Source organism: Allobaculum sp. JKK-2023, from assembly GCF_034745455.1.
GTDB lineage: Bacteria > Bacillota_I > Bacilli_A > Erysipelotrichales > Erysipelotrichaceae > Allobaculum.
In genome coordinates this window covers 3,296,509-3,323,133 of the sequence record NZ_JAYERV010000003.1, presented here as the reverse complement: position 1 = coordinate 3,323,133, position 26,625 = coordinate 3,296,509, and the positions used below count along the sequence as shown (strand labels likewise).

The following is a 26,625-nucleotide window of genomic DNA, read 5'->3' as shown; positions in this document are numbered from 1 at the left end:
CCAACCATTTTAAACTTGAATTTCTACTCAACCTGCCTTCTCGATCCAGGCAGAGGGATATGCATACGAAAACTGATTTCTTTCTGCTTATTCCTCGACCTTCGCCACACTTGTCGTTTATCAGTCCGGCTTATTTCTTTTCCTTATCTATATACTGAATCTATATACCGAATCTAGATGTACTGATCATCCTTTGTTTGACTGCTCATTTTCTGCTTTTTGGTCTGTACCGGGCCTGACAGGGTCTTTGTATCCTTTCCATTTTGGAAAGAATGATCGTAAAAGCGATAAACAAGCCTCATCTTTATAAAACTTCCCAAAAGTATAGTAAGATTTTGCGTAGTGACTCAAACAGGAATCCTTTGATGGGAGTCCTGCTTTTGGTTTGGAGGGGAAAATATGAGTTATCAGATTCCAAGAGGAACCCAGGATATCTATGGCGATGATGGATACAGATGGCAGCAGCTCGAAAAACTGCTTCGCCACTTCTGTTATCTGTACGACTTTGATGAAATCCGGACTCCGATCTTTGAGCATACCAACGTTTTCAAGCGCGAGAACGATTCCAGTGACATGGTCAACAAGGAAATGTATACCTTCGTGCCAGCCAACTCGAATACATCTCTTACACTTCGTCCTGAAGGAACAGCGGGTGTTGTTCGTTCATATGTAGAAAATAAAATGTATTCCAGCCCGGATCTGCCTGTAAAACTGTATTACTGTGGTCCAATGCACCGTCATGAAAGACCGCAGAAAGGCAGACTGCGCATTTTTAACCAGTTTGGAGTTGAATCTCTCGGTCTGAAAAGTCCGTATGCCGACGTAGAAGTCATGGTGATGGCGTATTCTATTCTTAAGGCTTTAGGTCTTCAGAACATTACCATTCTGCTCAACACGCTCGGTGATGACCAATCCAGAGCTGATTATCGGGCTGCGCTAAAAGAATACTTTGCACCGTATGTTGACGATCTTTGTGCCGACTGCAAGCGTCGTTATGAACAGAACCCATTACGTCTGCTTGACTGCAAAATCGACCACGATAAAGAATGCATGAAAAATGCTCCAATTATGGCTGACTACCTCAATGAGGAAAGCCGCGAGTATTTTGAGACCGTCACCAGTCTTCTGGATGAAATGGAAATTCCATACCGGATCGACCCGAATCTGGTTCGCGGTCTGGATTACTATACCCACACTGTTTTTGAAATCGTCTCTGAAGACAAGAATATGGGCGCACAGGCCACTTTGTTGGCAGGTGGACGCTACGACAACCTGATCCCGTATTTTGGCGGACCGGAACAGTCCGGTATTGGCTGGGCTCTTGGTGAAGAGCGTCTTCTGTTAGCCTTAGAAGCCGAAGGGATCGATCTTGGCGGTAAGCCAGCTCTGGATGCATATGTCATGGTTCTCAACCCGGAAGCCCGCGATTACGCCTTTGAAATCCTGACTGCTCTTCGCAGCAATGGATTTCGAAGTGACATGGATTTCATGCAGAAATCCTTTAAGGGCCAGTTCAAGGCTGCTGATCGGGCAAAAGCCCGTTTCAATCTGTTAATTGGTGAAGACGAAGCCAAAGACGGTACAGTTACTGTTAAAAACAAGGCAACCAAAGAACAGATCACAATACCTGTCGATGAACTGATCGACTACCTCGATCGTGCCCTGGTGGACGAAGAAGAGGAAGAACATTACCATCACAACTGATCCTGCACACTGCCCTTGGCAGGCTTGTTTTAGATTCAACTGAAGACAGAAATAAACTGCCATCACTGATTGCCTGATGATTGAATCAGGCCCGAAAGGAATGAACTTAGATTTATGAATAGAAGCCATCACAATGGAACCCTGCGTCTTGAAAACGAAGGCCAGGCCGTTGAACTGGTCGGCTGGGTTTCGAAAAAACGAAATTTTGGCGCAATGAACTTTATCGACCTGCGCGACCGCTCTGGTCTTGTGCAGCTGGTGTTTGACGAAAGCTTTAATGACAAACTGAAAGACGTCCGGCAGGAATATGTGCTGCACGTCAAAGGCATTGTCAAGGAAAGAAAAGACAAGAATCCGCAGCTGCCAACTGGTGATATTGAAGTCATTGTCAATGATGTCGAAATCGTCAACCCGGCAAAAGTGACTCCATTAATCATTGCAGACGAAACAGATGCGCTCGAAGATACCCGGATGAAATATCGCTATCTCGACTTGCGCCGCCCGATCATGCAGAAAAATCTCATGGAACGGGCTGCCATTGTCCGTTCTTTACGAGAATTCCTGGATAACCATGACTTTGTCGAAGTTGAAACGCCGGTTCTTGGCCGTTCGACACCAGAAGGCGCCCGTGACTTCCTGGTTCCAAGCCGTGTCCATCCCGGTACTTTCTATGCCCTGCCCCAGTCTCCTCAGCTTTACAAGCAGCTGTTGATGATTGCCGGCATGGAACGCTACTATCAGTTTGCCCGGTGCTTTCGCGATGAGGATTTACGGGCCGACCGTCAGACCGACTTTACCCAGCTCGATATCGAAACATCCTTCCTGGATGAAAACCAGATTTTGTCCATGATGGAAGATATGCTCAAAAAGCTGATGAAAGACGTTAAAGGTCTTGATATCCCAACCCCATTCTTACGCCTGAGTTGGGAAGAGGCTATGAACCGTTATGGTTCTGATAAACCAGATAACCGTTTTGGTATGGAACTGCAGGACTTCACGGATCTGTTTAAAGACAGTGAATTTGTTCCTTTCAAACATGCCATTGAAAATGGCGGTGTGATCAAGGGTATCGTTGTCGATGACTTTGCTCCATCCAATAAGGAAATCAAGAAACTCACTGCTGATGCGCGCAAAAACGGATCCAGTGGTCTGGTTGTTCTTAAATACAAAGACGGGACGTTCTCCGGTTCTGCTGTTAAATCTTTAAAACCAGAAGAACTCGAAGCACTTGCCAGTGCCAGCCAGGTTCAAGAGGGCGGAAGCATACTGATCGTTTCTGATCCATGGCTGAAAACCTGCACTGCTTTAGGTGCTTTGCGAAACGATATTGCAGCTGAAAAAAGCCTGAAGAAGAAAGACGAATTCTCCTTCTTATGGGTGGTTGACTTTCCAATGTTCGAATGGTCTGAAACCGAAAACCGCTGGGTTTCCCAGCATCACCCTTTCACGATGCCAAAACGCGAAGATATCCCATTACTCGACACTGACCCAGGCAAAGTCAAAACAAATGCCTACGACTGTGTTCTGAACGGTTATGAACTTGGTGGTGGATCCATGCGTATTTACGAACAGGATCTGCAAGATAAGATTTTTGAAGTTCTTGGCTTCACACCAGAACAGACTCAACAGAAATTTGGCTTCTTCATTGACGCCTTCCAGTATGGAACGCCTCCCCATGGCGGCTTAGCCTTCGGTCTGGACCGGGTTGCGATGATCCTTGCCGGCACTGACTCCATCCGGGATGTCATTGCCTTCCCGAAAAACGCTTCGGCCCGCGATCCAATGTCCGATGCGCCAAACCTTGTTGATCCAGTTCAGCTCGATGAACTCGACCTGGCAGTCAACATTGAACCTAAAGACCGTAAATTCTTCGAATCCTACAAAGAAGGAAGTATTCCAGTCACTTTATCGGATGGTGAAGAAATCGAAGTCTCCCTGAATGAAATCCGTGCCTGGAAAGAATCCCAGAAGTAAGTTCTTATTTCGGATTCCTTCCCAGTCTCTATTCCAAGAAAAACTGAATCTGGCTTATCCAAAAGCCTGATTCAGTTTTTTTCGTTTCATTTTATTAGGTTGAGTTCAATGTCATTTAGCTAGAAAAATATGACCTCAAACTTTGTATAAAAATCAAAGACAAAGTGGATGATAGGAATAGAATTTGCTGCCGATGCGCCAATATCTCCAGATTTATCTATAAAAATGCTCAGTTCATCTGCACCACTCATAAGCCCTCTTAATAAAAAAAAGGGGGAATAGCTCCCCCCGCTCGGGGGACCCGTCAACAACTGTTGACAACCCCAATTAGTAGCCTGAAGATATCAACACGAAATGCGGTTGTCAAGCTATCCCCCTCTCGATAGTTTTGCAAGCTCCTGATCCGGGTTACTGTTCACACCCCTCTGGAATAATCTGAAGGAGGATGTTTTTCATATTTCCGTATGCATAAAGTAAGTGATTAGACTTATTGAGATTGGAAAACTACTATTTATCCGAAATTTCGGATAACATTCAAAGATGCTTGCCAGACAGGTTAAGCGAAAAACGAAAACCTGTGATCATTTCCAGAACGATCAGAGTCTTTCTGATTCCTGCAATATGGCAAGCCTTCTGCATGCTGGGAAGAGGCATGGCAGAAAGCTGTATACAATGGCAGAAAGCTGTATACAGAGGCTAAGGAAGTCTTCTAGAAAACCCTCCAGAAAAAAATAAACCGGAATTTGATCCCTCGAAAAAAGGGATATAACTCCCGGCTTTTCGTCGTGCCCTGGTATAGGGTGTGAACAGTAACAAAAAGAGGGCGTCCCCCTTTTTTCGATCTGAAAGCCCACCTACAGTACAATAGAGTCAATGTATTTGACATTTACACCGCAGTTTTTAAATAGTAAAATAAATACAAAACTCAAAAGGAGAAAAAAACTATGACATTTCGAAAACTCGGGCTGGCTGCGCTTTGCGGTTTTGCTTTGCTCATTGGCGGATGCTCTTCTTCCCAGCCGGAATCAGAAGAAGAATCCATGATGAAACTGGATGAATATAATTCTTACTGGTCCAGCAAAAATGCAGATTCATCAACTGTTTCTTCAGAAAACTGATCTTCAATCCGCATTCATACTGAAATATCCATCTGTGGAATGAAAGGAATCCATTTCTCTTTTCAAAAATCAAGCCCTGCGCATTCCAGAATTTTTTCTGGCTGCGCAGGGCATTTTTTAAGTGAGGTCGTCAAGATTCCAGACCAAAAGTCCTTCTCACAAAAAAGAGCAGCTATTCTGGCTTTGCGGCTCCTTTAGGGGAATGTCCATAGTAATTGGACATAAATTCTTTTTTATATTCTTCAAATCGGCCATCGAGAATTGCCTGGCGGATTTCTTCCGTTAAACGAAGCGTAAAACGAAGGTTGTGAATGCTGGCCAGATTGAAGTAGCGGGCTCTGTCTTCCGGATCCTGGCTCTTTAACCAATCCCGCAGCTGACCACGGGTCCAGCCTGCTTTGCAGACGGGACAGTCGCAGCCCTCATCAAGCAGTTGATCACTGTTAGCAAACTTTTCAATATTGATATAACCGTATTTCGTGTAAATTCGACCGTGTCTGGCCTCACGAGTCGGGGCAACACAATCAAATGTATCAGCACCGTTTTCCGATCCGATCAGAATGTCATCTGGACGGGACAGACCGAGCAGATGACGAGGCTTGCCTTCTGGCAGTTCTTCATTGCACCAGCGCAAAATGTTGTGCAGGTCACTTTTCAGAAATGCGCCGCCAAGACCATAACCGTCAAAGTCCATGGCTCCCAGTTTTCTGGCCGTGGAACGACGTAAATCTTCCCAGCGCCCTCCTTGCAGAACCCCATACAAAGACTGGCGATAGCCCAGATCATCGCGATGTTTTTTATGTTCTTCCAAAGAAATCTGGGCCCAGCGTTCTGTTCTGGCCAGGGCTTCGACATTGTACTCATATGAATCCGCCAGTGAAGTCAGTTCATCGAATGCCATATGAATATCGGCACCGATTCGGTTCTGGATATCCATAGATTCTTTGGGGCCAATGAAGTCATCCTGATCTGTAAACGGATCATGGAAATGGATGCCATCTTCCGTCACAATCGCCAGGCGGTCTTTTTTCGGAGCATTGGTCACTTCTTTTTCACGCTCCATCGAGACCACTTTTCCAATGCCGCTGCCAAGTGACATCACCTGGAAACCGCCGGAGTCCGTTAAGGTCGGTCCATTCCAGCCGGACCACTTGGCCAGGCCGCCATTTTTGGCAATCTCATAAGATTTGTTTCGCAAGTGATATCCATTGGAAAGCATGGCCTGCGCATAGATGGAGTGCAGATCATCCATGCTTAAAAAGCGGACTTCTCCATGTGTGCCAACGCACATAAAGGCTGGTGTTTTGATGTCGCCATGCGGTGTATGAATGGTGCCCGCCCGTCCTAACTGGCCGGGAATCCGGGCTTCGATATCAAAGCTTAATCCTTTTAATTCTGGAGCAGAATTATGGTCAGACGCTTCGGTCTGGACGGTGCTTTTTATTTCTTCCTGCATAGAAAACTCCTTTCTGAACAAAAGACTGGATCTCTTTGTTTGGATAAAGAAATCCAGTCTTCTGGTTCGTTCTATTTTTTTGAGGCTGACTACTTCGATCCGACAAATCAACCTGGAAAGGGCTGAAAATTAAGCGGCCGGCTAAGCCTTGGCTGCTTCTTTTGGATCATGGCTGAGATAGACAGCCAGTTTTTTCTGGATTACGGCTTCAACTGGGGAAAGAATCAGTTCCAAGCCCATCCCTAGTATATAAGCAAAAACTGCCTGCGCAAGGAATTCGTTAAACGGAAGCACCCCGATAAATGCGATGGTTTCAAACGTTGCTGAATCCAGAATATGCGCAAATGCACTTGAACATAAGGCACGGGCAATAAAGCTGTGAGCAAAGATCGAGTTGGAGGATTTCATCTTGATAAACAGATAGTTGTTTAACAGGTTGGACAGCAGATATCCGCAAAGAGAACCCAGAATGATTCTTGGCGAAAAACCAAGAACGGAAGCAAAGGCTTCCTGCAGATCCCATCCCGGATAAGGGGGCAGTGCAATAACCGCATAAAAAACCACAACCGCAATCAGATTGACCAGAAAGCCTGACAGGATCACCCGAGTTGCAATTTTCTTGCCAAACAGCTCGATGATCAAGTCGCCAAGAATATAGGTCAGCGGAAACAAAACCAGTCCGCCATCTACCGCAATTCCCGCCAGATTCCAGAGCTTGATCGCACTGAGATTGGAAATCAGCAGTGTTCCGGCACTTAATGCCGTAAAGTAGATCAGTAATTTTAATTTTCTGTCGTTCATACCTTTTAGTATAGACAGATTTCTGCTTACTTCCCTGTCTGGAGCGCTTTCAATTTTATGGACTGGATACCATTATCCGCTATCCGCGGTATTTTCTGAAATTTCTCTTTGTCAAACGAACCAATTCCCAAAAACACCAATTTCCAGATGCTGTTTCGGCTTTAAGACGATCCTGAATGATCAAACGGATTTTAACAGTTGGTTATATTGGGTTTTAAGGAAAAAACAATTTTTAATGAATATAGATGTGTTATTATAAATCCATGAGAATGAAGACGTCACAAGCCTGCAAATACCTTGGGGTTGCCAGGCACGCCTTGTACAAAATGATTGAAGATGGAATGCCCGCCCATCGCTCTATTGGCGGACACTACATGTTTGACCAGGAAGAAATGGATTAATACATTGGCAAAGCTCCTGCTCTTCCGGAACGAATGGCCGTTGGCTATTGCCGGGTTTCAACCAAAAAGAGAAAAGATGACCTTAAAGACAAGCAGATGTGGTTGAAATCTATATGCAAAAGCAAGGCTGGAAATATCAAATCATTGAAGATACTGGATCTGGGATGAACTATAAAAAGCCGGGACTTTTAAAACTGATCGACCTTTTACTGGATCGAAAGATCAGCCATATTGTCATTCCCCACAAAGACAGGCTTCTTCGTTTTGGCTTTGAGTTGATTGAATACATTGCCAAAAAGATGGATACAGAAATCGTAGTTCTTAACCAGGGCAAAGAAAGAAACAGCGCCCAGGAATTAACAGATGACTTGATTGCGATCATTACTGTATTTTCAGGACGGCTGTATGGCTCCAGAAGCAACAAGAGTAAAAAAATCATTGAGGAAAGTAAACGGCTGCTGAAAGGAGATGGAGCAGATGAGCAAATCGAAGAAAACGATTCAGATGGTTTCAATCAAATTGAATGATGACCAGCAGATGTTCGCCGAGAATTTGTTTACTGCTTACATGGAAACCTATAACCTGCTCTCTCCTATTGCCTGTTCCATCAATTCTTATGGACGAAGTGCAGAAAAGATCCGGGACGATCTGCGCAAGCAAAAGCAGGTGTTAAAAGACATCACGACTCATGTTGCAAAAGTAACTGGGGTCGCTTTTCCTGATGGAATGCTTCCATCCTGGCTATGGACAATGGCTTTGCATTCTGCAGTAACGAACCGCAAGTCTATGGATGAAGAAATCTTCAGGCGGATTCAGGAAGAGCTGTATGCAGATTACAAGATGACGGCCCATGAAGCAGCAGTTGTCATGTACGTGGCTAAATCCCCCAAAGTCTTCAAGAAGATCCTTCAAAAAAGAATGTTTGAAGTCCCCAAAAAATTTTCAAACAAAGAGGTCAATGGCCATCTGCAGCAATGCGATCCTAAGCGGCTCCACAAACTCATTGCCCACGCAGCAAGAAGATACAGACAATACCTTCGGCCAGTTCATACGAATAAAAATACGTGGATGAAGATCGATAAGAATGGATATGGCATCCAGCATAAAAATGGAACGACTTTTATTTCTATGCACAGCTTAGGCAGCCAGAAAGAATTCAATGTTGGAGCACTCTCATAAATTCTAGGAGGAATCTGAATAAATTATTAACTAATTATTAATAAAATATTAGCTAAGCGGCTTTTATTAGTTCTGTCTTTCTCAAAGAAAGTTTTGAGAAGTCAGTTTCAGTCGATCTGAAAAAAAGGCCGCATTAAAAAAAGTAGGAATACTAGTTTGTTTTTTCACACTAATTATTAGCTGCCTTTTCCTCTTTTAACCAGGCATCTGTATGAATGTTTACACATACAAGAAAGGTTACAAATGATATCCGGCGCTGAGTACGTGTTTTCGTTTTGTGGAGACCGTAATCATTCAGACAACGATTGTTGACTCGCTCACAGCTTGTCCGATTGTTATAAACTGTCTTCCACTCTTTGGTTCCATGCTTCTGCATAGCCCTTTCTCTGGCACTGTTACACTTCAGGTAGACGGAGAGGCCATAGGTACCTTTTGAACATTCGTCACGATGGGAGCACTCCGGAATTCGCTTCATAACATACGGACAGCGATATTTATAGGCATTATGTGTTTTGTCAAAACCAGTACAGTACATCTCTTCGCCTGATTTGCATATTGGCTTGCCGGTAGAGGAAATGGTTACGCTGCCTTTTTCGGTTCCTTTTCCTCTTCTTTTATTGAGGTCGATAACGGGATTGATAGACCAGTTTTCGCACAGCTGAAAAGTCGCTTCATTATCACTGGCGCTGTCCAGACAGAGATGAGTAATGTTTATGTTCGGATATAAGTGCCTGACCTGGTTTATTGCTTTAATCGAAATGGTTGAATCGTGTTCTCTGGCAGATTCGATCATAAAGTGGATTGGCAGATCAATATTTTTATCGGAGTTATGAACAACGTTAAAATAGCCTGTAAAGCCAAAATAGTAATCTCCCTTATCACTGTCAAAACCAATACTGGCATCAGGATCAGAATAACGACGAAGGGTATCAAATTTTTCGGTTCCAGTGTATTCTAATAGATGATGACCTCTGTTGTTTGCGTGAACATAGACAGCGGTTCCATCACCCGAAAGAATGAGATTACCCGGATCGATCAGGCCCATTGCGATAGATGGTTCCACCGCAATTTCTTTAAAGAGAGCTTGAAGAATCCTGATAGACCTTTCTGGGTCAATCTCGCCCATTTGAGCCTGAATCGCCAGGGAGGTTGTCGCCCCGGGAGGATTCAGGTTCATTTTTTCTCCCTTTCTGGTTGGATTTGGTGTCCCGGACTGATCAATATCAGAATCTGGAGGACTGGCAGAGTTTTTTGGCTTTCGTCCCGGCTTGCCTTTTGGCTTTTTAGCTTTCTTAGGCTTATTATTCTTTCCTGCGGGAAGGATGTTCACAGAAATATCCCACAGATAAAGTCGATCCATTAAGGAATAATAGGTCCCGACTGCTGGGTTGCGTCCACTGATGCCGCAAAGTACCCGGAGTAAAAAGTCGTACTCAAGGCGGTCATGCCATAACTGAATACTGGTTTCCTGGAAGTGATACATAAGAATCAGAGAACGAATAAGCATCCGTGGATCGGCAGCAGGTCGCCCTCTGGAGGAATACAGGTGAGAAATCACATCTATAACTGGATCCAGATTAAGCAGAGTGACCTTACCTAAAGCCATGGCGTATGACAGATCGTTAAGCCTGTCAATTTGCGAAGAGTGCATGATGGCTATCCGGCCATTCAGATCCTGTAAAAAATCCTGGTGAGTACTAGAAACGGTTAACATCTCGACTGCTCCTTTCTAAAAGTCGTTTTTCTGATCGGCAGGAGCCTGCAGAAAAGTGTTAAGTTTTCAACGCTCAATCCAACACTTAATAAAAAGTTAATATTTGTTCAAATAAAAAATACCATCTTTCGCTTCTGAATGTAGGAAAAACGAAAAATGGTGAATATAAAATCCATGACACCTAAAGGTGTTTCGAATTTATGAGAGTCGTCTGTTGAACTGAAAGGAATCTTTTATACAGCCAAAACAGGCAAGACGAGAAGCAATCTTACCGTTGTCTATGACCGGGACAGGAAATGCTTAGTTTTCCAGAGAATGGTTGAAGTCAGAAACCGCCCGAACCAGTCAGAGACAAAGGTTGGGATGGATGCGGGAATCACGTCACTGCTCAGCACTTCCCATGATATGGCTTCTGCTTCTTTAAAAGAAGAAAAGCTTGCCAAGAAGGAAAAAGAACTGAAAGAGAAAAAGAGCAAGGCGGCTCAAACGCTTGACCATACAACCTTCAAACAGTTCAGCTATTCTGCTTCTGATTTTCTCAGCGAGCGGGGAATCCAGCGCAACCGGATTCGAGACCGCAGGAAAAATGCCTTAAAAGAAGCAGACCAGATCCAGTTTTTGCTTAACGATCCACAATCAAAATGCTCAGAAGACGAGAAAAAGAAACTGGAAGACCAGATCTATGTCCTTAGACGCAAAGCTAAGCGGATTGAGGAAAACAACCGAAGAGGAAACAAACGCTTTCGCAGGCAGTCCCAGAGAATCCAGGATCATTTAAAAACAATCACAAATGAAGAGATTGCCTTAGTTCTCAAAGCAGACTCGGATATTGGGCACATCATCATGGAAAACCTGGACATCAGGGGACAGGCAAGCACCTGGTCAAAACTAAACCGCAGGCTGTCAGGCTGGATTTATGGCCTCTTGCAGGAAAGAGTGGAATACAAAGCTGGATTGAAGTCAATTAAAACTTCGTATGTCAACCAGGCTTACAGTTCCCAATACTGCCATATCTGCGGAAGTAAAATCCAAAGAGACAAATCTCATTATGAAAATGCGCGTTGTAAGCTGCATGGACAGTTCAATGCAGATATCAACGCCGCCCATAACCTCGTCTGGATGTATGAAAATCATCCTGAAGTCACCAAATGGACTCCAAGAAAAACAGTCCAGCAGTTTTATGAAAAAAGATCTGAATGTTATAACCAGACTGTCTGCAGCCTTATTGCATCATTAAAAGGGTTAAGCAGTGCAAAATCTGCCTAACCCTGCGTAATTAGTTTTTCTGCACAAAAAATACGAACCAAAAACAAGTGCGAACATCAAGCACGAACCCATAGAAAATCCCCATATGAGTTTTGAACTCATATTTGTTTACTCCCCCTGCCGAAGCTGGCGGCGGAACGATCTTCGGATTGTGCCAAAGTCTCAAGGCTGGTCCTGCGTCGGTAAGGGGGATGCGAGATGCCAGTACTGCGATACTGGGCTGTATCCCATAAAATTTGGATTTGGATTCCCTTCGGGGAGTTTTGGTCCTCAAAGCGGGGCTTAGATAAGGATCTTGTATCTTAACCCTTCTCCCGCCGGCTAATGCCGAACACTGTTCGCAGACAGGGATGTAACCGTTTTATCCTATCAGGGATAAAACAACCTCATTTAACGAAGGGTTAAATACCAGATTCTTCAAAAATGGAAAAACAATCCTTGGTTTTATCCGCTCTGGAAGCTGTGAAAAGCCAAGCCTCTTATGCCTTGACCAGTCGACTGATGATCAGTCGACTGAAGCACCATGAAAAAAGCCATGGCCTTTATTGGAGGTCATGACTTGATTCATTTTTGTCTTTCCTGACTGATTGATGCCAGTCTCGATTATTCTGCAAGCAAGGCAGTGACTTTGCGGGCGTATTCAACTGGATCGGCAATTGGGAAGCCTTCAATCATGCAGGCCTGATCGTAGAGAACCTGCGCAATGGCTTTCACTTTTTCCTTATCGGTTGAATAATCAGCCCGTAAGGTTGTCCAGATCTTGTTGTTCGGGTTGATTTCCAGGATTCGCTGGGCTTTCATGCCAGGAACAGGTTCTTCACCGGACTGCTGGGCCATGAGAGTGAACATCCGTTCCATTTCAAAGGACATGCCATCACCGGCTACCAGCATAACAGGGTCGTCCACGAGCCGGTTAGACAGACGGACTTCACTGACTTCTGGCAAGGCTTCTTTCATGAATTCAAGCAAGTCTTTGTTTTCTTCGTTCTGGTTCTTTAAAGCTTCTTTTTCTTCATCGGAATCCAGATTCAGATCACCCTGCTGCGCATTTTTAAAGGCGTGGTCTTCATAAGTGCCAAGGGTCTGCAGGACAAATTCATCGATTTCATCGGTTAAGAACAGAACTGGAATGTTCTTGGATTTCAGCTTCACTACCGTTGGCAGTTTTGCCATAGCAGCTGGATTGGTGCCGGAAACATAGTAGATTTCTTTGGCCTCTTCAGGCAGACTCTTGACAAAGTCAGCCAGGCTTTCCAGTTTTCCGTCATTTGAGGTGTAGAACATCAGCAGATCCTGAAGTTTATCCTTGTCCTGGCCCATGGAATTATAGAGACCAAATTTCAAATCCAGACCGAAATTCTTCCAGAATCCTTCGTATTTTTCCGGATCCTTTTTCAGCATCGAACTCAGTTCGCCCAGAACTTTCTTTTCAATTCGGTTTTTGATCACGCGCAGCTGATGGTCATGCTGCAGCATTTCACGGCTGATATTCAAGGACAGATCCTGAGAGTCCACCAGACCTTTTACGAAGCGCAGATAATCTGGCAGCAAAGACTCACAGTTGTTTTCAATCAGCACACCGCGAGAGTACAGCTGCAGACCTGGTTTGTATTGCCGGCTGTAAAAGTTTTCCGGTCGGCGGGCTGGGATATACAGCAGCGAGGTAAAGGAGACAGATCCTTCCACACTGAAGAAGATTTTTTCGAGCGGTTTCTGGAAATCATAGAAATGATCCTGGTAGAAGCGGTCGAAATCTTCCTGCGTGATGTCTGCTTTATTGCGTTTCCACAATGGAACCATAGAGTTGAGTGTCCGCAATTCTTTTGCACTCTCATAAGAAGGGGTTTCATTGTTTTCGTCGCCTTCCACCCGTTTCTGGATTTCCACTTCCATCTGAATTGGATAGCGGATATAGTCGGAGTATTTCTTCACCAGATCCTGGATCTGATAAGAGTCAAGGTACTGGGAATACGAATCCAGATCATCGTCTGCTTTCAGCTTCAGAATAATCGTTGTTCCATGGCCTTCTTTTTTTGCTGGATCCAGCGTATATCCCTCGGTTCCATCCGATACCCACTTCCATGCCTGATCGCTTTCAACCGAGCGGGAAATAACCGTGACTTCATCGCTGACCATGAAAGCAGAGTAGAATCCAACACCAAACTGACCGATAATATCTACGTCATTCTGGGCTTCTTCTTGTTTTTTGAGCTGTTCTTTAAAGGCTAAAGAACCAGATTTGGCGATCGTTCCGAGATTTTCTTCCAGTTCTTCTTTCGTCATTCCAATTCCGTTATCCGTTAAAGTCAGGGTTCGATTTTCCTGATCCAGATCAATCCGGATAGCCAGATCTTGTGGAGTCTGGCCATGTTCCAGCGCATACAGATAATATTTGTCGATGGCATCGGATGCATTGGAGATCAGCTCACGCAGGAAAATCTCTTTATGCGTATAGATCGAGTTAATCATTAAATCGAGCAATCGTTCCGATTCAGCCTGGAATTTTTTTCGTTCTGACATAAAATCCTCCTTGATTAGCACTTAAACATTTTAACTGCTAAAACTATAGGCCGCCAGATATTCATTTGCAAGCAGTTCGCCAACTTCTATTTTTTCCAATACAAAACAGATATCTTTTGATTCATATTTTTATTTTTCTGTCTCGTTTTTTCCAAGAAATCGTGACTCATTCCAAGCTCCCTTCTGCCCACTTCGCCTGGCATGGCTTATCCGGCAATCCTCTATTTTCCTGTTTATGGATAGCCAGGCGGCTTTTTCAGGGGGCGAAAGCCTGTCCTGGATCTGGGATTCAATTGGCCGGCATTCTTCTTATTTCATCCATAAAGATTTATATTATTCTTTACATAAAGCACATAAGGAACTAAGATAATTCAAGGTCATCCTCTGGTCCTGAATCAGTGACCTGTAGAAGAAGAGACTCGTACAAAGAAAACCTGAATAAACGAAAACCTGAATAAGAGAAGAAAGGAAACTATATGGCAGATCAAAAAGCCGCAATGGACTTTGGCAAGGGACCGATCGGCTCGCTTCTGATGCGCTCAGTACTCCCCTTGCTTGCAGCCCAATTGCTTAACTTGCTTTACAACATTGTCGACCGAATTTATATTGCCAGGATTCCGGAATGCGGACAGGAATCACTGGCCGGTCTTGGGCTGTGCTTTCCCTTGATCACGATTATGACCGCCTTTATCAACCTGTTTTCTTCAGGCGGCGCCAGTCTGGCTGCCATTGCCTGGGGCCAGAAGCGAATCGAGAAGTCTCAGAAAATCATGAATACGTCGTTTTATCTGCTTGTCTTTGGCTCTCTGGTCCTTGGCGGACTCGGACTGCTGTTTTCCAGAGGGCTGCTCCAGCTGTTTGGCGCAGATGAGATCATGCTGCGGTATTCACTTCCCTACTTACGGATTTATCTGTGCGGCAATCTTTTCTCATTTATCTCTCTGGGACTTAATCCCTTTTTCAATGCCCAGGGTCGCTTTTTTACCGGAATGGCCAGTATTCTGATCGGTGCTTTCTGCAACATCCTGCTCGATCCGGTTTTTATTTTCGTGTTGAATCTTGGAATCAACGGAGCTGCGATTGCCACAGTCCTGGCTCAGGTTCTGGCTGCCCTATTTGCGTTCTGTCAGATGCGAAGCCAGCGTTCCTTCTGGAAAATCGAACCCTTTTCCACAAAATTCTGCTCCTGGTCTGTCATTTCGGATATCACTTCCCTGGGGCTGGCAGGGTTTATCATGCAGCTGACCAATTCCCTGGTCCAGATTGCCCAGAACCAGGTGCTCATCAATCTTGGCGGCAACGAGTATGTGACCGTCATGACGATCGTCAATTCAGTCCGGCAGATTACCGATACCGTTGTCTTTGCCCTGGCGGATGGAACGTCCCCCTTACTCAGCTACTGTTATGGAGCCGGCCTCTATTCCCGCCTGAAAAAACTGATCCGGATTATGACCGGCCTTCTTTGCGGATATACGCTGTTGATGTGGATTTTCATTCTGGTCATTCCCGATGCTTTTGTCGCTCTGTTTGATTCAGGAACCGGGCTTCGGCAGGCAGCTGTTCATGGCATGAACATTTACTTCTTCGCCTATATTTTCCAGGCCCTTCAATACAGCGGTCAGACGGTCTTTAAAGCGTTGAACAAGAAAAAGCAGGCCATCTTCTTTTCCCTGTTCCGTAAAGTCGTCATTGTTCTGCCCTTGATCTACCTTCTTCCCCTGATCTGGACACCGCCGGTTTATGGAGTTTTTGCTTCAGAACCCATTTCAAATGTGATCGGAGGCCTGGCCTGCTTTATCACCATGTATTTCACGGTCTATCGACGACTTGAACCAAACTCCTGAAACCCACACTGCCATAAATTTCTTCTGTAAGCCGTAAAAAAGGCAGAATTCAAAAACGAATCCTGGATATTCATCCATTTTCAGGCCGGTTTCGTCGCAAACCGGCCTTTTTTGCAAGGCGGTATGATCATTGCTATCCAAGCCTTGCTGGATAAATCTGCCCCGTCTTTTCCTTCTATCTTTCCCTTCTGCCTTTTCTGTCTTTTCTGTTTCTTTTCTCTTGATCAAAAGACCGTTTTAGACGGTAATCGATCTATGCGTCTGTCTATATAAAAAGGATAAAAAGGCTCCAAAGACCAGTTTGGTCGGGAGCCTTCAAAAAAACGAATAGTCTGGATCTGGATTTTGCGCTTCATGCCTGGTATTGAAGTTTTCTTCAGCTTTTCCAATGCTTGAGCGCCTCTTGACGATACTGCCGGGGCGTCATGTGATAAGCTTCCTTAAATTTCGAATAGAAGAAAGTCTGGTTGGAATAGCCGCATTGCGTAGAAATCTCTTCGATCGAGAGATCCGGACGCTCAAGCAGCATGCGTTTGATTTTTTCCAGCTTGAGACGGGAGATATGCTGCGAATACGAAAGGCCTGTCTGTTCCTTGAGCAGACTCGTCAGATATACCTGGTGAACATGCAGATCAATGGCCATCTGTTTGAGGGAGCAGTTGAGGAAATTCTTTTCCATATACTGCAAAGCCCGCAGAATAATCTGGTTAGAAGGTGACAGTGAAGTCTGTTCAACCACAGTCTTTCCCGATCCGACCAGATCCATCAGAATCAGCTGCATCATCGTCTCCTTAATTTTCCTTGAATTTCTAGTGGGATACAGCTGTTCCCAGAGCAGTTCATACAAAAAATTGAGAATGCGTTCGTTTTCGCTGACGTCAAAAACAATATAGTTCATCGATGTGTTACCCGGATTCAGGGTATTGGCAAAGAAATACGATAACGTATTTTCTTCATCGAGCAGACTGATCAGATACTTCTCGACAAACTCCCTGGACATTGTAAAGTTGATGAGAACATCATCTTCACCAAGGACACCGATCGAATGTGTCGTATTGGTGTCAATCAATGTCATCTGGTTCTTTTTCAGCCGCTGCGGCTTGCCGTCAATCACCTGATCGCATTCTCCTTCAAACATAAAATTCAGTTCAACAAAATCATGAGAATGGTCCGGTGTGGGGGTAAATCGCGGATTGCGGCTGATCACAAAGGACTCATCGGAATTGAATTTGTCATATTCCAGATAATCGATCAGTGAAACTCGATACTCAGGCAGATTATGCCGTTCATCGCGCTCATCCAGGCGCATCAGCCTTTCTTTCAATTGTTGTTCATTCATACCTAAAGAATAGCACTACCTCCTTAAAAATAGTCAGTTTTCTTCGTAATTGGTGATATAGATGAAAGCGTTGCCAGCTGGTATCCTTATTTTATAAATTAGTCAATGCCAAAACGAAAAGAAAAAAAAGCGATGCTTGTTCAACAAACTCTATCGGTTTGAGTGCCTTTTGGCCTAAATCTGCCGGTCTGGAAAAAACAAGGCGTTTTTGGCGGCTGTCTGTGCCTGCAAGACACAATATTGGTTTTCAGTCTTAAAAGATGATAGAAATCAACTCGACCGGTCGCAGGCAGAAAAATCTTGTTTCCGGATGAATTTTTATCTGATTGCAACGATTTCAATCGCTTTAAAAGAAGATATGGATCAGTTCAGCTGATCCTGAGGAGAGAAAAATGAACGTACTTGACGAACTGAAACAGGATCGATTTGCTTCTCATCTGTGGCCTTTTTTCTGGCAGCATGGTGAAGATACGAAAGTTCTTGAAGAATATCTCAATGCTATGCAGTCCCAGGGATTGTCCTGCTTTTGTGTGGAATCCCGTCCCCATCCCGATTTTCTCCAGGAAGGCTGGTGGAAAACGATGGACTTTCTGGTGGAGGAAGCCAGAAAAAGAGGAATGAAATTCTGGATTCTGGATGATGCCAAGTTTCCAACCGGCTATGCGAATGGCCAGGTTCCGGATTCGCTGAAAAAGCGCTATCTCCAGATTCATCAGTACGACCTGCTCAGTCAGGGCTTTCCCATCGAACAGGATCTGTCCGTTCCAGCTCGGGTCATGGAATTTATCAAGGATCCCCGACACCGAAACGATCAGATTGAAAAAGTAATTCTGGCAAGGCATTTGACTGCAGGCGTAATTGACTGGTCTACTCTGAAAGAGATCACCGACCAGGTCAGCGATCGCACGCTCCGGCTTGATCTTGAAAAAGGATATTATTCCCTGTTTGTAATCTACCAGACTGCAGCTGGAGCCGAGGAGTCGACCAGAGACTATCTCGATCCGATGAATCCCCAAGCCACTCAGGTTTTAATTGACACTGTTTATGAACCCCACTATGCCCGTTATAAAGACGAATACGGAAAGACCATTCAGGGAATGTTTTCTGATGAACCTCGATTTGGCAATGTGAAAGGTCCGTATGAAGTCATCGGTGTTTCCGACATGCCGCTGCCCTTTAATGAATACGTCCGCCAGGCTTTAAAACAAGAGCTTGCACCCGAAGAGTGGGTGTACTTATTCAAAGGCAATACCGACCGGGCTAAGGATGTCCGGGCCTTGTATATGGGAATTGTTTCCGATTTGTTTGGCCGCCACTTCTCAAAAGTTCTAGGAGACTGGTGCAGAGCACATGGCATTTTGTATATCGGCCATCTGATTGAAGACAATGAAGCCCATGCCCGCCTTGGCTATGGACCTGGCCATTACTTTAAAGCCATCAATGGCTTCGATATGGCCGGCATCGATATTATCGGCGGCCAGGTTGTTCCGGGCATGGATTTCCATCATGATGCCTATATGACTGGCGGCAGCTCTGGTGATTTTTTCCATTATACACTCCCGCGTCTGGCCGCTTCCGAAGCCAAACTCAATCCGGCAAAAAAAGGGCGCGTGATGTGTGAAGCGTTTGGTGCCTATGGCTGGAGTGAAGGGCTGAAGTTGATGAAATGGATCACTGACTTCATGATCAGTCACGGGATCAACTACATTGTTCCCCACGCGTTTGACCCCAAAAAATTTCCCGACTGGGACTGCCCACCGCATTTCTATGCTCATGGCATGAATCCACAGTTTAAACACTTTGGCGTCTGGAGCCGCTATGCCGACCGTCTGGCTCATTTATTTAGTGACGGTACGCATCCAAGCCGGATTGGTGTTCTCTATCATGCGGTTGGCGAATGGAGCGGCAATGAGGGAAAAGATACTCCGATTCTTAAAGTTCTGGAACAAAACCAGGTGGATGGTACGCTGATCAGTGAAGATTACTTAAAACAGGCCCGAGTTGAAGGAGATCAGTATGTCATTGGAAACAATCGCTTTGACCTGCTGATCATCCCGGCAGCTTCCTACTTGCCCGCCTGGCTCAATGAACAAATTGCCCGGATTCCAAACGTGGTTTTTGTGGACGAAAAACCGGCGAATTATTTGGGAAGTGGTTCTGTTGTTTTCTTAGACGAACTTGGAAAACTGGTTCGTCCCTATCAGGAAGTTGTTCCAGCCGATCAAGTTCCTTCCCTGCACGTCTGGGCCTGCCAAAAAGAGGATGGACAGGTGTATTTCCTGATGAATACCAGTATCATCGACACAATCGATACAGCCATTGAAGTCGAGAATGCCGAAAAGCTTGCCAGCTATGATGCCTTTACCAATACTGTAAAAGCTCTGCCACGCACCGATGATGGCCAGATTCTTGTTCATCTGGAACCCTTCGAATCACTGATTCTCGTTGAGGACGATCCGGATGAAGAACCTATTGAAGCTGGCGAAAAGATCGCAGTCATTGAAAAAGGTCTTGTGCGCAAGAAACCTTTCAATACAGATCCCTTTGGTCCTGCAGCAGTCACTGATTTCCAGGATCTGAGCCTGGAAGATCCGAGATTTTCCGGCACCCTCCTGTATCAGTTCACCCTGCCTGAAGACTTTAAATCCGGCATTCTCCATCTGCCACAGGCTTTTGAAACCGTAACGGTAACAGTGGATGGAAAGGAGCAGACCCGGATCGCCCCGCCTTATCACTTTGTCCTCAAAGAGATTAAAGATCCGCATGTACAAGTTGAAGTCATTACAACTCTTGCCCGCAGCCAGCGCGAACTGTTCTCGCAGTTTATCCCAAGTGAACCCATCGGACTTTGTGGCGCACCTGAATTGTATTCCATTCAATCCAGATAAGCTTGCACAGACAATACAGAACAGCAGACTCACCTCCAGATCGGTCTTTCAATTCAAACCTGTCTTATGTCTCATCAATTTCAGGCTCTGCTCTTTTTCCTTCCAATCTTTTTGTTTCCATCAAACCAGCTGTCTTGCAGCTGGTTTTTTCAGTGCCCCATACCAAGCCACGCAAAAAAAAAGATACCAGTCGCCAGATCAGGGATCACCAGGACAGGTATCTTCATGGAGTTGAAAATCAGGATTTGGAAGTCTGATCCAGCGACCTTTGGTTCTGGATTATTCTTCTACAGTTTCAGTTGTTTCTTCGACAACACTGGCAGGAGTCTTTTCAACTTGAATTTGCTTCGAATTTAAGTCAGCAATTTCCGAATCAATGAAGGCTGCGACGGCTTTTGCATCGTCTTCATTTTCATCGAGGTAGACTTTGGAGTAGAGGGTAGATTTGCCATTTTGTTTCAAGTACGCCAGTCTGGCAATCTTTTCAGCCATCCCTTTTTCATCGCGACGGAAAATCGTCAGATTCTGATTCAGGAAACGAATATCGCTTTTGCGAACTTCAGGAATGGAATTGAGGATCATATCCAGATCAGAGAAGAAGCACAGCTCACTGACTGATCCATTAGTGACGATCACACTATAATTGCCTAAGGTACCCGCTTCTTTCATGCCAGAAAGAGTCATGGATTCAAATTCGCTGGCACGGCTTAAAAAGGAAACCCCTTCATAGCAGAATTCACCAGTTGTTTCTTCATTGCCGGCTGCAACCTGAATGATTTCTGTTTCCTGTTTCTTTTTGGATTTTTTAGCGTCAGATGTACGGACTACCCACAGATACAGATCTTCATCGATAAGATCCTTGCTGGAAGCCATCGTGTCGAGCAGACTGTTGAGCTGATTGACTGCATCACTAAGGCTGGTATATTTACGATTGTTGAAGACAACAACCGAATCACTCTCGGGAGCTCCGATGCGAATTTCATAAAACTTCATTAAAAAAACCTCACATTCATTTCTATTTTCTGGGCAGTGGACCTGCAATGTTCAAAAAACGATTTCAGATTGAAAGGTCCATCGCAACGATTCTACCATAAATACAGAAACGATGACCATCCCTGCTGGTCGATGAATGCAGTTTCCAAAACTTCAGACTTCAGTCTGTTATTGTCGTCACTATTTATACGAACAGAATTAGCTCTTTTTCCTCATTTTTGATCACGATCTGTTCTGTCAGACGAACTGGAGCCTGAATACGAATCTGTTCAGAATGAGTAAACAGCATGAAAGCAAAGAGAGGGATGAGAATCTGAAAACAATCAAAAACGTTTTCAGAAAATTTTTGCAAAGAAAGCGTTTTCAGATTTCGCATTGTCTGTCTCTTGCGACGCTGTTCACACAATCCGGCAATGACGATGGTATACTGAATGGCAGTCTATTCAATAACGGAAAGTGAGAGTTTTATGTCAATTCATATTAATCATTCCCTGCCGGATCCAGAAGTGCTCAAGCAGGAAATTCCAATGTCTGAACACGCGAAGATGATTAAAACGAAACGCGATCAGGAAATCCGCGATATTTTTGAAGGTAAAGACAACCGGTTTATCGTCATTGTCGGGCCCTGCTCAGCTGATAACGAAGAAAGCGTACTGGAGTATTGTCATAAGCTGGCCAACCTGAATGAAGTGGTTAAGGACCGGCTGATGATCATCCCCCGTGTTTACACCAATAAACCAAGAACCACCGGGGATGGCTACAAAGGGATGCTTCACCAGCCAGATCCGAATGCTGAACCAGATCTGCTTGAAGGGCTGAAATCAATCCGGAAAATGCATTTACGCGTTCTGGAAGAAACCGGCCTCTCTACAGCCGATGAAATGTTATATACAGAAAACCGTTCCTTTTTAGATGATGTGCTTTCCTATGAGGCCGTAGGGGCTCGTTCTGTTGAAAATCAGCAGCATCGTCTGGTCGCTTCCGGCATTGACATTCCTGTTGGCATGAAAAACCCGACCTCCGGTGATTTTTCAGTCATGATGAATTCCGTCACAGCTGCCCAGCACCCGCATCGCTTCATTTATCGCAGCAACGATGTTCAGACCGATGGCAACCCGCTGGCTCATGTCATCTTACGCGGCGGCGTAGATAAATATGGAAAGACAATTCCAAACTATCACTATGAAGACCTGAAAATTGTCAGCGACCTGTACAAAAAAGCCGGCCTGAAAAATCCAGCCGTCATCGTCGATGCCAACCATTCCAACTCGGATAAGAAATACAAAGAACAGATCCGGATCTGTATGGATGTCATGCATAACCGCAAATACCATCCGGAAATTCGCGAACTGGTCAAAGGGGTCATGATTGAATCTTACCTGCTGGAAGGCCGTCAGGATATTTGTGAAGATTATGTCAAAGGCAAATCCATCACTGATCCGTGTCTTGGCTGGGAAGACACCAAAAAGCTGATTCTGGATATTTATGCCAGAACCAAAGAATGTCTATCCGAAGAAAACTGATTTTCTTTGTGGCAGACTTTTTGTTGAAATTACCCGCCATACCCAAAAAAGCATCGCCCAATCCCTGCCGGAACCTGTTGTCCAGATTCCGGTTTTTTTTTTCGAAAAAAAAATCCTGCTCAAGGCAGGAAATAAATCTTAAGTCTAAAAAACATCTCAGGCATTCAGACCTGCTGGATAACGGTTTCGTAATGAATCCGTAATCATCTGCCAGCTTTTTTCTGACTGTTCTGGGGTTTTCTTGGCCCACTTGCCAAAGTAAGGAATAAACCCCAGATGACTGGCCTGAGCGATCAGATCCAGATCTGTCTCGCTCAGCCGGATATACAGAGGATACTTACCAGGTATCTGGTCATAAGCAATCGCCAGACGGCTGATGACGGCTTCAAACAGATCCAGCTTCGTTCTGGCATCACATCTGCGAACGTCAAAGAGAATTGCAGGCCGGTCCATTCCAAAATCATCTTCATCTTTCCAGGAAGCATAGGCGGCAGGCTGCTGGTCGACCAGCACAGAAAGCCCAGCTGGATCCTGATCGATTTCCCAGTTGCCTGGCAGACAACTGGCCTTAAAAAAAGTCCGTCTTGGAAGGATCATCAGAATTTCATTGTTTAAATCTCGGTCTTCCATAATTGTCTATACCTTTCTGTTAAATGCATATATGCCTTAGCACATTCAGGGTTCGTCCCTGTCCGTAGTCTGCCATTTTTCAAAACAATGTCAAAATTCTGTCTGAAACTTTTACAAAAAGCCAGTCGAAAACGCTTTCTCAAAATCGCTTTACACGCTTCTATCGATTTCGTATCGAAAGCAGTTACAGCTGCCTTATTGACAATATTGTCTCACCCGGAACACCATTTTACTTTTTCTGGCAGAAACCATAAAAAAACCGGTCGATCAATGCCAGGCCGATTTTTCTGGAAAGTAAGGGACTGAATCACATTATAATATTGAAGTTCGGTTCACTGCCAAGATGACCGACAAATTTTGAAAGGAATGTATGAAATGTCCGAAACTTTATTAGAAAGAAATGTAAAACATCATTACTTAGAAAACAACTACAACTGCGCTGAGACAATGATCCAGGCGTGCAATGACACCTTCAAGTTAGATCTGCCTGCTTTCGCATATCGAATGCTTTCGGGCTTTGGAAGCGGGTTGTATACAGGGAATGTATGCGGCGCCCTGGTGGGCTGTACATCTGCTCTGTCGTTGATGATGGTGGAAACGCGTGCCCACGATACAGAATATCTGCCCTATGCTCAGCGCCTTCTGGTTCGAAATTTTCGAAATCTGCTTGGCGAAACCCAGTGTGCCCGACTCAAGGTCGTTCATCACACCAAAGAACAACGCTGCCTGCCAACCTGCCTTCTGGCCGCCCAAGCAATGACCCAGACCGTGAACCAGCTCCAGCAGGAGGGCCTGCTCAAACAGGAATACGATTTTTCAAAATGGATGACGGATGAACAGGCGAAGTCGGAGTGAAGAAAGAAAAGAAAGGCTGAAAAAACTCAATGGCGCACTCCAGCCAGAAAGTCTCTAAGGATCAGTTAGATAGTAGTCCCCAATAAACAGGCAATTGGTTCTCTTTATATAACGCAGAATATAGCGCCGAAATCATGGCTGCCTGTAGGGGGGATTTCTTTGCTGTTTGTGCAATTTAATCATCTAGCTGTTACTATTGTCTCTGGCGAGCCGAATCTGACATTTACACTGGATCCCAAGACCAAGTAATCTGGCTGCTCCCGATAGAGTTGGAGAGCCTAAAAAAGCACATATCAAAAAAAGCTCTAAACCAATTATGTGAACCGAAAATCCACACAATGGTTTAGAGCCAGCGATTTAAAAACCACTTACAATTTTAGAATGCCAAAAAAGGATAGTACGAAATTACATGCGGCTGTCCTTGTTCGTTAAAGAGTGAGAATGGGCATCGACTGTTGACTGATTCTGGATCAGGGCTTCATCAATGCGATGAGTCGCTTTGCACCTGCACCAAAGCGAAGAGGCAATGGCGCTGGAGCGGATGTTAGACAGAAAATTTCTGCCTTTCACTCTTTTTTCACTCTCTATATTTTCTGGTCTGTTTTCAGCAAAATGGACCAATATCGTCCGCCAAAATACCCCAGGCCTGCGATTTTCACAGTTGGTATTCGCAGCTGACCATGCTATTTCTTTGCCGGATCAAAATCTAGCGGCGACGGCGCCCCCAGCGACGGCGAGGTTTCCGGTCTTCTTCCTCATCATCATCGTAGTCTTCGTCTTCATCTTCGTCCTGGCTCTCTTCGTCTTCCTCATCCGTACGCTCTTCCAGAGAGTCATCATCTTCGTCTGTGGATGGGTTGTTGGCAGTTTCCCGGGCCTCTTTGGCTCCGTCTTCTTCATCCATCTTTGCCCAGTCGACGTCGAGCTGTTCGTCACTTTCCCCAGCATGGCGTAAAGCGAGATAGTTCGGATCATTCTGGGCCAGGCGAATCCGGGCAGATAACAGTGAGGCCTGTTTGCGAGCCTTGGTTAACATGCGGCCATAAACAATGAAGATCCATAAAGCAATCAAAAACAACAGTGCACTGGCAGCCATCACAACCACATAGCCTTTGAAGTAATACTGTAAGAAAACGGCAATCGCCGAGCAGACCATAACGATAAACAACAGGAACATCGTTGATCGGCAGGAAGAAGAAAGCTTGGAGAAGTAACGGTACTTTTCTTCTTCATTTTCAATATCTTTAGGCAGTTCGCCCGGTTTCTTCTCATTGCGCATGATATACCAGCCAGCATCCCGTTTATGACGGCTCGGCAGCTGTTCCATGCGCTTCCAGCCCTGTTTTTCAAGCTCGTTCCAGTAACTGTCTTCTGGCTCTCTGCCAAAGTACAGGACTTTGTAATAGTAGTCATGAGGTTTTGATTTACTAAAGTAGTACTTGTTGCCATCACTGCGAACGAAGTGGAAGCCCTGTGCGGATTCACGGTTCAGGTAGTCTTCGATCTTACGATAATCCGTGGTTGAAAAGCGCTTCTTGTCTTCGTACTCATCATAGTGGTAGTCATCGACCAGGCTTGCACCTGGATCATAAACCCCATCTTCTTCGAGTCCTTCTTCAGCAGCCTTCTTTTTCTTTCTGGCTTCTTTTTTTGCTTCCTTGTCAGCTATCGGCTCAATGACTTCTTCAACAACAGCCGTCGTGGCAGCAATTTCCTCTTCTGGCTGTTCTTCTTCCTGGTTTTGGGCCTGTTTTAACAGTTCAGACTGGCTTTTGCGGGTAATTACCACGGAAGGCTGGGTTGGAGATGTCGGGGCGCCTTCTTCTGCCTGCGCAAAAAGCGGGGTTTTGATGACAGGTTCATCAAAAAGATCGAGGTTTTCGAGTGCTTTCTGGTTTTCCTGATAGTTGCTGCTGTGCAGGATTTCTGAGAAAGTCCTGGGCTTGCGCATCTGGCTTTCTTCTCTTGTCTGCATAAAAGCCGGAACAGTCTGTGAAGAAGTCTGCGATGCTTGCGCAGGCTCCTGGCTGCCCTGTAAAGGTTCACCAAGATCAGCCTGCTGGGTCTTTTCTTCAGGCTGCGCAGCCGGACTGGATTCTTTAAAAGCGCTGGTGGCAGGAGTTGGTTCTTCCTGCTCCTGACGACGCTCAGCCTTGGAGGCAAAGAAACTCTGTTCGTTGAAGGTGACAGGGTTGTCTTTGCGCACTTTATTGCGCCGGCTTCGTTTTCCGAATGGATTTGCGGGGGATTTCTTCGTATTCGAGACCGTTCTGGCTTCCTGAATTACGGATTGCACATCAAAGGAATCGAATTCAGGTTCCGAAATATCCAGTGAGGAAATTCTCGAATCACTGAGAAGATCCTGAAAGATCGTATCGTCCATAGGGGTTCCGTAAGGTTTTTTCTGATCGTCAGCCATA

Annotated in this window: 22 protein-coding genes; 11 read left to right on the top strand and 11 right to left on the bottom strand. The window is 45.0% G+C overall.

All coding sequences use genetic code 11. From position 1 onward, the window contains the following. Window positions 1-399 precede the first annotated feature (399 nt). Complete coding sequence (gene hisS, locus U4956_RS13390; protein WP_323091195.1) at window positions 400-1,704, top strand: histidine--tRNA ligase; 1,305 nt, start codon at window positions 400-402, stop codon at window positions 1,702-1,704. Window positions 1,705-1,818: 114 nt separating this feature from the next. Next, entirely contained in the window at window positions 1,819-3,678 is a 1,860-nt protein-coding gene (gene aspS, locus U4956_RS13385; RefSeq protein ID WP_323091194.1) for an aspartate--tRNA ligase, read from the top strand. A gap of 119 nt (window positions 3,679-3,797) precedes the next feature. On the opposite strand, the gene U4956_RS13380 is transcribed toward aspS, so the two are convergent. Then, window positions 3,798-3,929, bottom strand: a complete 132-nt coding sequence (locus U4956_RS13380; protein ID WP_323091192.1) for a hypothetical protein — start codon at window positions 3,927-3,929, stop codon at window positions 3,798-3,800. A gap of 693 nt (window positions 3,930-4,622) precedes the next feature. Between U4956_RS13380 and U4956_RS13375 the strand changes: the two genes are divergently transcribed. Continuing rightward, window positions 4,623-4,796 (top strand): hypothetical protein, encoded by a 174-nt coding sequence (locus tag U4956_RS13375; protein ID WP_323091190.1) that lies wholly within the window; start codon window positions 4,623-4,625, stop codon window positions 4,794-4,796. A gap of 172 nt (window positions 4,797-4,968) precedes the next feature. On the opposite strand, the gene tgt is transcribed toward U4956_RS13375, so the two are convergent. Both tgt and U4956_RS13365 read right to left on the bottom strand, forming a co-directional pair. Then, window positions 4,969-6,252, bottom strand: coding sequence for a tRNA guanosine(34) transglycosylase Tgt (tgt, locus tag U4956_RS13370; RefSeq protein WP_323091188.1), 1,284 nt, complete (start codon window positions 6,250-6,252; stop codon window positions 4,969-4,971). 141 nt (window positions 6,253-6,393) lie between these two features. Further along, the gene (locus U4956_RS13365) at window positions 6,394-7,053 is read right to left on the bottom strand and encodes a queuosine precursor transporter (RefSeq protein WP_323091186.1); all 660 of its coding nucleotides are present in this window, start codon (window positions 7,051-7,053) and stop codon (window positions 6,394-6,396) included. A gap of 269 nt (window positions 7,054-7,322) precedes the next feature. On the opposite strand from U4956_RS13365, the gene U4956_RS13360 reads away from it, so the two are divergent. The 3 genes from U4956_RS13360 (at window position 7,323) to U4956_RS13350 (ending at window position 8,633) form a co-directional block, all read left to right on the top strand. After that, the gene (locus U4956_RS13360) at window positions 7,323-7,454 is read left to right on the top strand and encodes a helix-turn-helix domain-containing protein (RefSeq protein WP_323091185.1); all 132 of its coding nucleotides are present in this window, start codon (window positions 7,323-7,325) and stop codon (window positions 7,452-7,454) included. Between the two features lie 98 nt (window positions 7,455-7,552). Next, a complete protein-coding gene (locus U4956_RS13355) occupies window positions 7,553-7,981 on the top strand; it encodes an IS607 family transposase (RefSeq protein ID WP_323091183.1) in 429 nt (142 codons plus the stop codon). Then, entirely contained in the window at window positions 7,932-8,633 is a 702-nt protein-coding gene (locus tag U4956_RS13350; RefSeq protein ID WP_323091182.1) for a hypothetical protein, read from the top strand. The genes U4956_RS13355 and U4956_RS13350 overlap by 50 nt, the downstream gene beginning before the upstream one ends. Window positions 8,634-8,802: 169 nt before the next feature. Here U4956_RS13350 and U4956_RS13345 read toward each other — a convergent pair whose 3' ends face one another. After that, on the bottom strand, window positions 8,803-10,347 hold the full coding sequence (locus U4956_RS13345) for a transposase (RefSeq protein WP_323088323.1): 1,545 nt from the start codon (window positions 10,345-10,347) through the stop codon (window positions 8,803-8,805). Between the two features lie 315 nt (window positions 10,348-10,662). Here U4956_RS13345 and U4956_RS13340 point away from each other — a divergent pair, with 315 nt between their 5' ends. Beyond that, on the top strand, window positions 10,663-11,613 hold the full coding sequence (locus tag U4956_RS13340; protein ID WP_323091181.1) for a transposase: 951 nt from the start codon (window positions 10,663-10,665) through the stop codon (window positions 11,611-11,613). A gap of 603 nt (window positions 11,614-12,216) precedes the next feature. Here the strand turns inward: U4956_RS13340 and htpG are convergent. Beyond that, on the bottom strand, window positions 12,217-14,133 hold the full coding sequence (gene htpG / locus U4956_RS13335; protein WP_323091180.1) for a molecular chaperone HtpG: 1,917 nt from the start codon (window positions 14,131-14,133) through the stop codon (window positions 12,217-12,219). Between the two features lie 476 nt (window positions 14,134-14,609). Between htpG and U4956_RS13330 the strand changes: the two genes are divergently transcribed. Further along, entirely contained in the window at window positions 14,610-15,977 is a 1,368-nt protein-coding gene (locus tag U4956_RS13330; protein WP_323091179.1) for an MATE family efflux transporter, read from the top strand. A gap of 376 nt (window positions 15,978-16,353) precedes the next feature. Here U4956_RS13330 and U4956_RS13325 read toward each other — a convergent pair whose 3' ends face one another. Continuing rightward, window positions 16,354-17,316 carry an AraC family transcriptional regulator gene (locus tag U4956_RS13325; protein WP_323091178.1) on the bottom strand — a complete coding sequence of 321 codons (963 nt, stop codon included), beginning with the start codon at window positions 17,314-17,316 and terminating at the stop codon, window positions 16,354-16,356. A 392-nt stretch (window positions 17,317-17,708) separates the two neighbouring features. On the opposite strand from U4956_RS13325, the gene U4956_RS13320 reads away from it, so the two are divergent. After that, entirely contained in the window at window positions 17,709-20,204 is a 2,496-nt protein-coding gene (locus U4956_RS13320) for a hypothetical protein (protein WP_323091177.1), read from the top strand. Between the two features lie 279 nt (window positions 20,205-20,483). Here U4956_RS13320 and U4956_RS13315 read toward each other — a convergent pair whose 3' ends face one another. Beyond that, entirely contained in the window at window positions 20,484-21,197 is a 714-nt protein-coding gene (locus U4956_RS13315) for a hypothetical protein (protein ID WP_323091175.1), read from the bottom strand. 184 nt (window positions 21,198-21,381) lie between these two features. After that, window positions 21,382-21,573, bottom strand: a complete 192-nt coding sequence (locus U4956_RS13310; protein ID WP_323091174.1) for a hypothetical protein — start codon at window positions 21,571-21,573, stop codon at window positions 21,382-21,384. 91 nt (window positions 21,574-21,664) lie between these two features. On the opposite strand from U4956_RS13310, the gene U4956_RS13305 reads away from it, so the two are divergent. Next, window positions 21,665-22,720 (top strand): 3-deoxy-7-phosphoheptulonate synthase, encoded by a 1,056-nt coding sequence (locus U4956_RS13305; RefSeq protein ID WP_323091172.1) that lies wholly within the window; start codon window positions 21,665-21,667, stop codon window positions 22,718-22,720. A 156-nt stretch (window positions 22,721-22,876) separates the two neighbouring features. Here the strand turns inward: U4956_RS13305 and U4956_RS13300 are convergent, their stop codons facing one another. Continuing rightward, window positions 22,877-23,350, bottom strand: a complete 474-nt coding sequence (locus U4956_RS13300) for a hypothetical protein (RefSeq protein ID WP_323091171.1) — start codon at window positions 23,348-23,350, stop codon at window positions 22,877-22,879. A 375-nt stretch (window positions 23,351-23,725) separates the two neighbouring features. On the opposite strand from U4956_RS13300, the gene U4956_RS13295 reads away from it, so the two are divergent. Then, window positions 23,726-24,205 carry a C-GCAxxG-C-C family (seleno)protein gene (locus tag U4956_RS13295; protein ID WP_323091170.1) on the top strand — a complete coding sequence of 160 codons (480 nt, stop codon included), beginning with the start codon at window positions 23,726-23,728 and terminating at the stop codon, window positions 24,203-24,205. A gap of 405 nt (window positions 24,206-24,610) precedes the next feature. Here U4956_RS13295 and U4956_RS13290 read toward each other — a convergent pair whose 3' ends face one another. Both U4956_RS13290 and U4956_RS13285 read right to left on the bottom strand, forming a co-directional pair. Beyond that, a complete protein-coding gene (locus U4956_RS13290; protein WP_323091169.1) occupies window positions 24,611-24,775 on the bottom strand; it encodes a hypothetical protein in 165 nt (54 codons plus the stop codon). 136 nt (window positions 24,776-24,911) lie between these two features. After that, on the bottom strand, window positions 24,912-26,624 hold the full coding sequence (locus U4956_RS13285) for a DUF2812 domain-containing protein (protein WP_323091168.1): 1,713 nt from the start codon (window positions 26,622-26,624) through the stop codon (window positions 24,912-24,914). Window position 26,625 lies beyond the last annotated feature (1 nt).

What these genes read in the sequence shown, in the direction of transcription:
- hisS (WP_323091195.1), top strand. Translation starts at nt 400, where the DNA reads ATGAGTTATCAGATTCCAAGAGGAACCCAGGATATCTATGGCGATGAT.
- aspS (WP_323091194.1), top strand. Translation starts at nt 1,819, where the DNA reads ATGAATAGAAGCCATCACAATGGAACCCTGCGTCTTGAAAACGAAGGC.
- U4956_RS13380 (WP_323091192.1), bottom strand. Translation starts at nt 3,929, where the DNA reads ATGAGTGGTGCAGATGAACTGAGCATTTTTATAGATAAATCTGGAGAT.
- U4956_RS13375 (WP_323091190.1), top strand. Translation starts at nt 4,623, where the DNA reads ATGACATTTCGAAAACTCGGGCTGGCTGCGCTTTGCGGTTTTGCTTTG.
- tgt (WP_323091188.1), bottom strand. Translation starts at nt 6,252, where the DNA reads ATGCAGGAAGAAATAAAAAGCACCGTCCAGACCGAAGCGTCTGACCAT.
- U4956_RS13365 (WP_323091186.1), bottom strand. Translation starts at nt 7,053, where the DNA reads ATGAACGACAGAAAATTAAAATTACTGATCTACTTTACGGCATTAAGT.
- U4956_RS13360 (WP_323091185.1), top strand. Translation starts at nt 7,323, where the DNA reads ATGAAGACGTCACAAGCCTGCAAATACCTTGGGGTTGCCAGGCACGCC.
- U4956_RS13350 (WP_323091182.1), top strand. Translation starts at nt 7,932, where the DNA reads ATGAGCAAATCGAAGAAAACGATTCAGATGGTTTCAATCAAATTGAAT.
- U4956_RS13345 (WP_323088323.1), bottom strand. Translation starts at nt 10,347, where the DNA reads ATGTTAACCGTTTCTAGTACTCACCAGGATTTTTTACAGGATCTGAAT.
- U4956_RS13340 (WP_323091181.1), top strand. Translation starts at nt 10,663, where the DNA reads ATGGTTGAAGTCAGAAACCGCCCGAACCAGTCAGAGACAAAGGTTGGG.
- htpG (WP_323091180.1), bottom strand. Translation starts at nt 14,133, where the DNA reads ATGTCAGAACGAAAAAAATTCCAGGCTGAATCGGAACGATTGCTCGAT.
- U4956_RS13330 (WP_323091179.1), top strand. Translation starts at nt 14,610, where the DNA reads ATGGCAGATCAAAAAGCCGCAATGGACTTTGGCAAGGGACCGATCGGC.
- U4956_RS13325 (WP_323091178.1), bottom strand. Translation starts at nt 17,316, where the DNA reads ATGAATGAACAACAATTGAAAGAAAGGCTGATGCGCCTGGATGAGCGC.
- U4956_RS13320 (WP_323091177.1), top strand. Translation starts at nt 17,709, where the DNA reads ATGAACGTACTTGACGAACTGAAACAGGATCGATTTGCTTCTCATCTG.
- U4956_RS13315 (WP_323091175.1), bottom strand. Translation starts at nt 21,197, where the DNA reads ATGAAGTTTTATGAAATTCGCATCGGAGCTCCCGAGAGTGATTCGGTT.
- U4956_RS13310 (WP_323091174.1), bottom strand. Translation starts at nt 21,573, where the DNA reads ATGCGAAATCTGAAAACGCTTTCTTTGCAAAAATTTTCTGAAAACGTT.
- U4956_RS13305 (WP_323091172.1), top strand. Translation starts at nt 21,665, where the DNA reads ATGTCAATTCATATTAATCATTCCCTGCCGGATCCAGAAGTGCTCAAG.
- U4956_RS13300 (WP_323091171.1), bottom strand. Translation starts at nt 23,350, where the DNA reads ATGGAAGACCGAGATTTAAACAATGAAATTCTGATGATCCTTCCAAGA.
- U4956_RS13295 (WP_323091170.1), top strand. Translation starts at nt 23,726, where the DNA reads ATGTCCGAAACTTTATTAGAAAGAAATGTAAAACATCATTACTTAGAA.
- U4956_RS13285 (WP_323091168.1), bottom strand. Translation starts at nt 26,624, where the DNA reads ATGGCTGACGATCAGAAAAAACCTTACGGAACCCCTATGGACGATACG.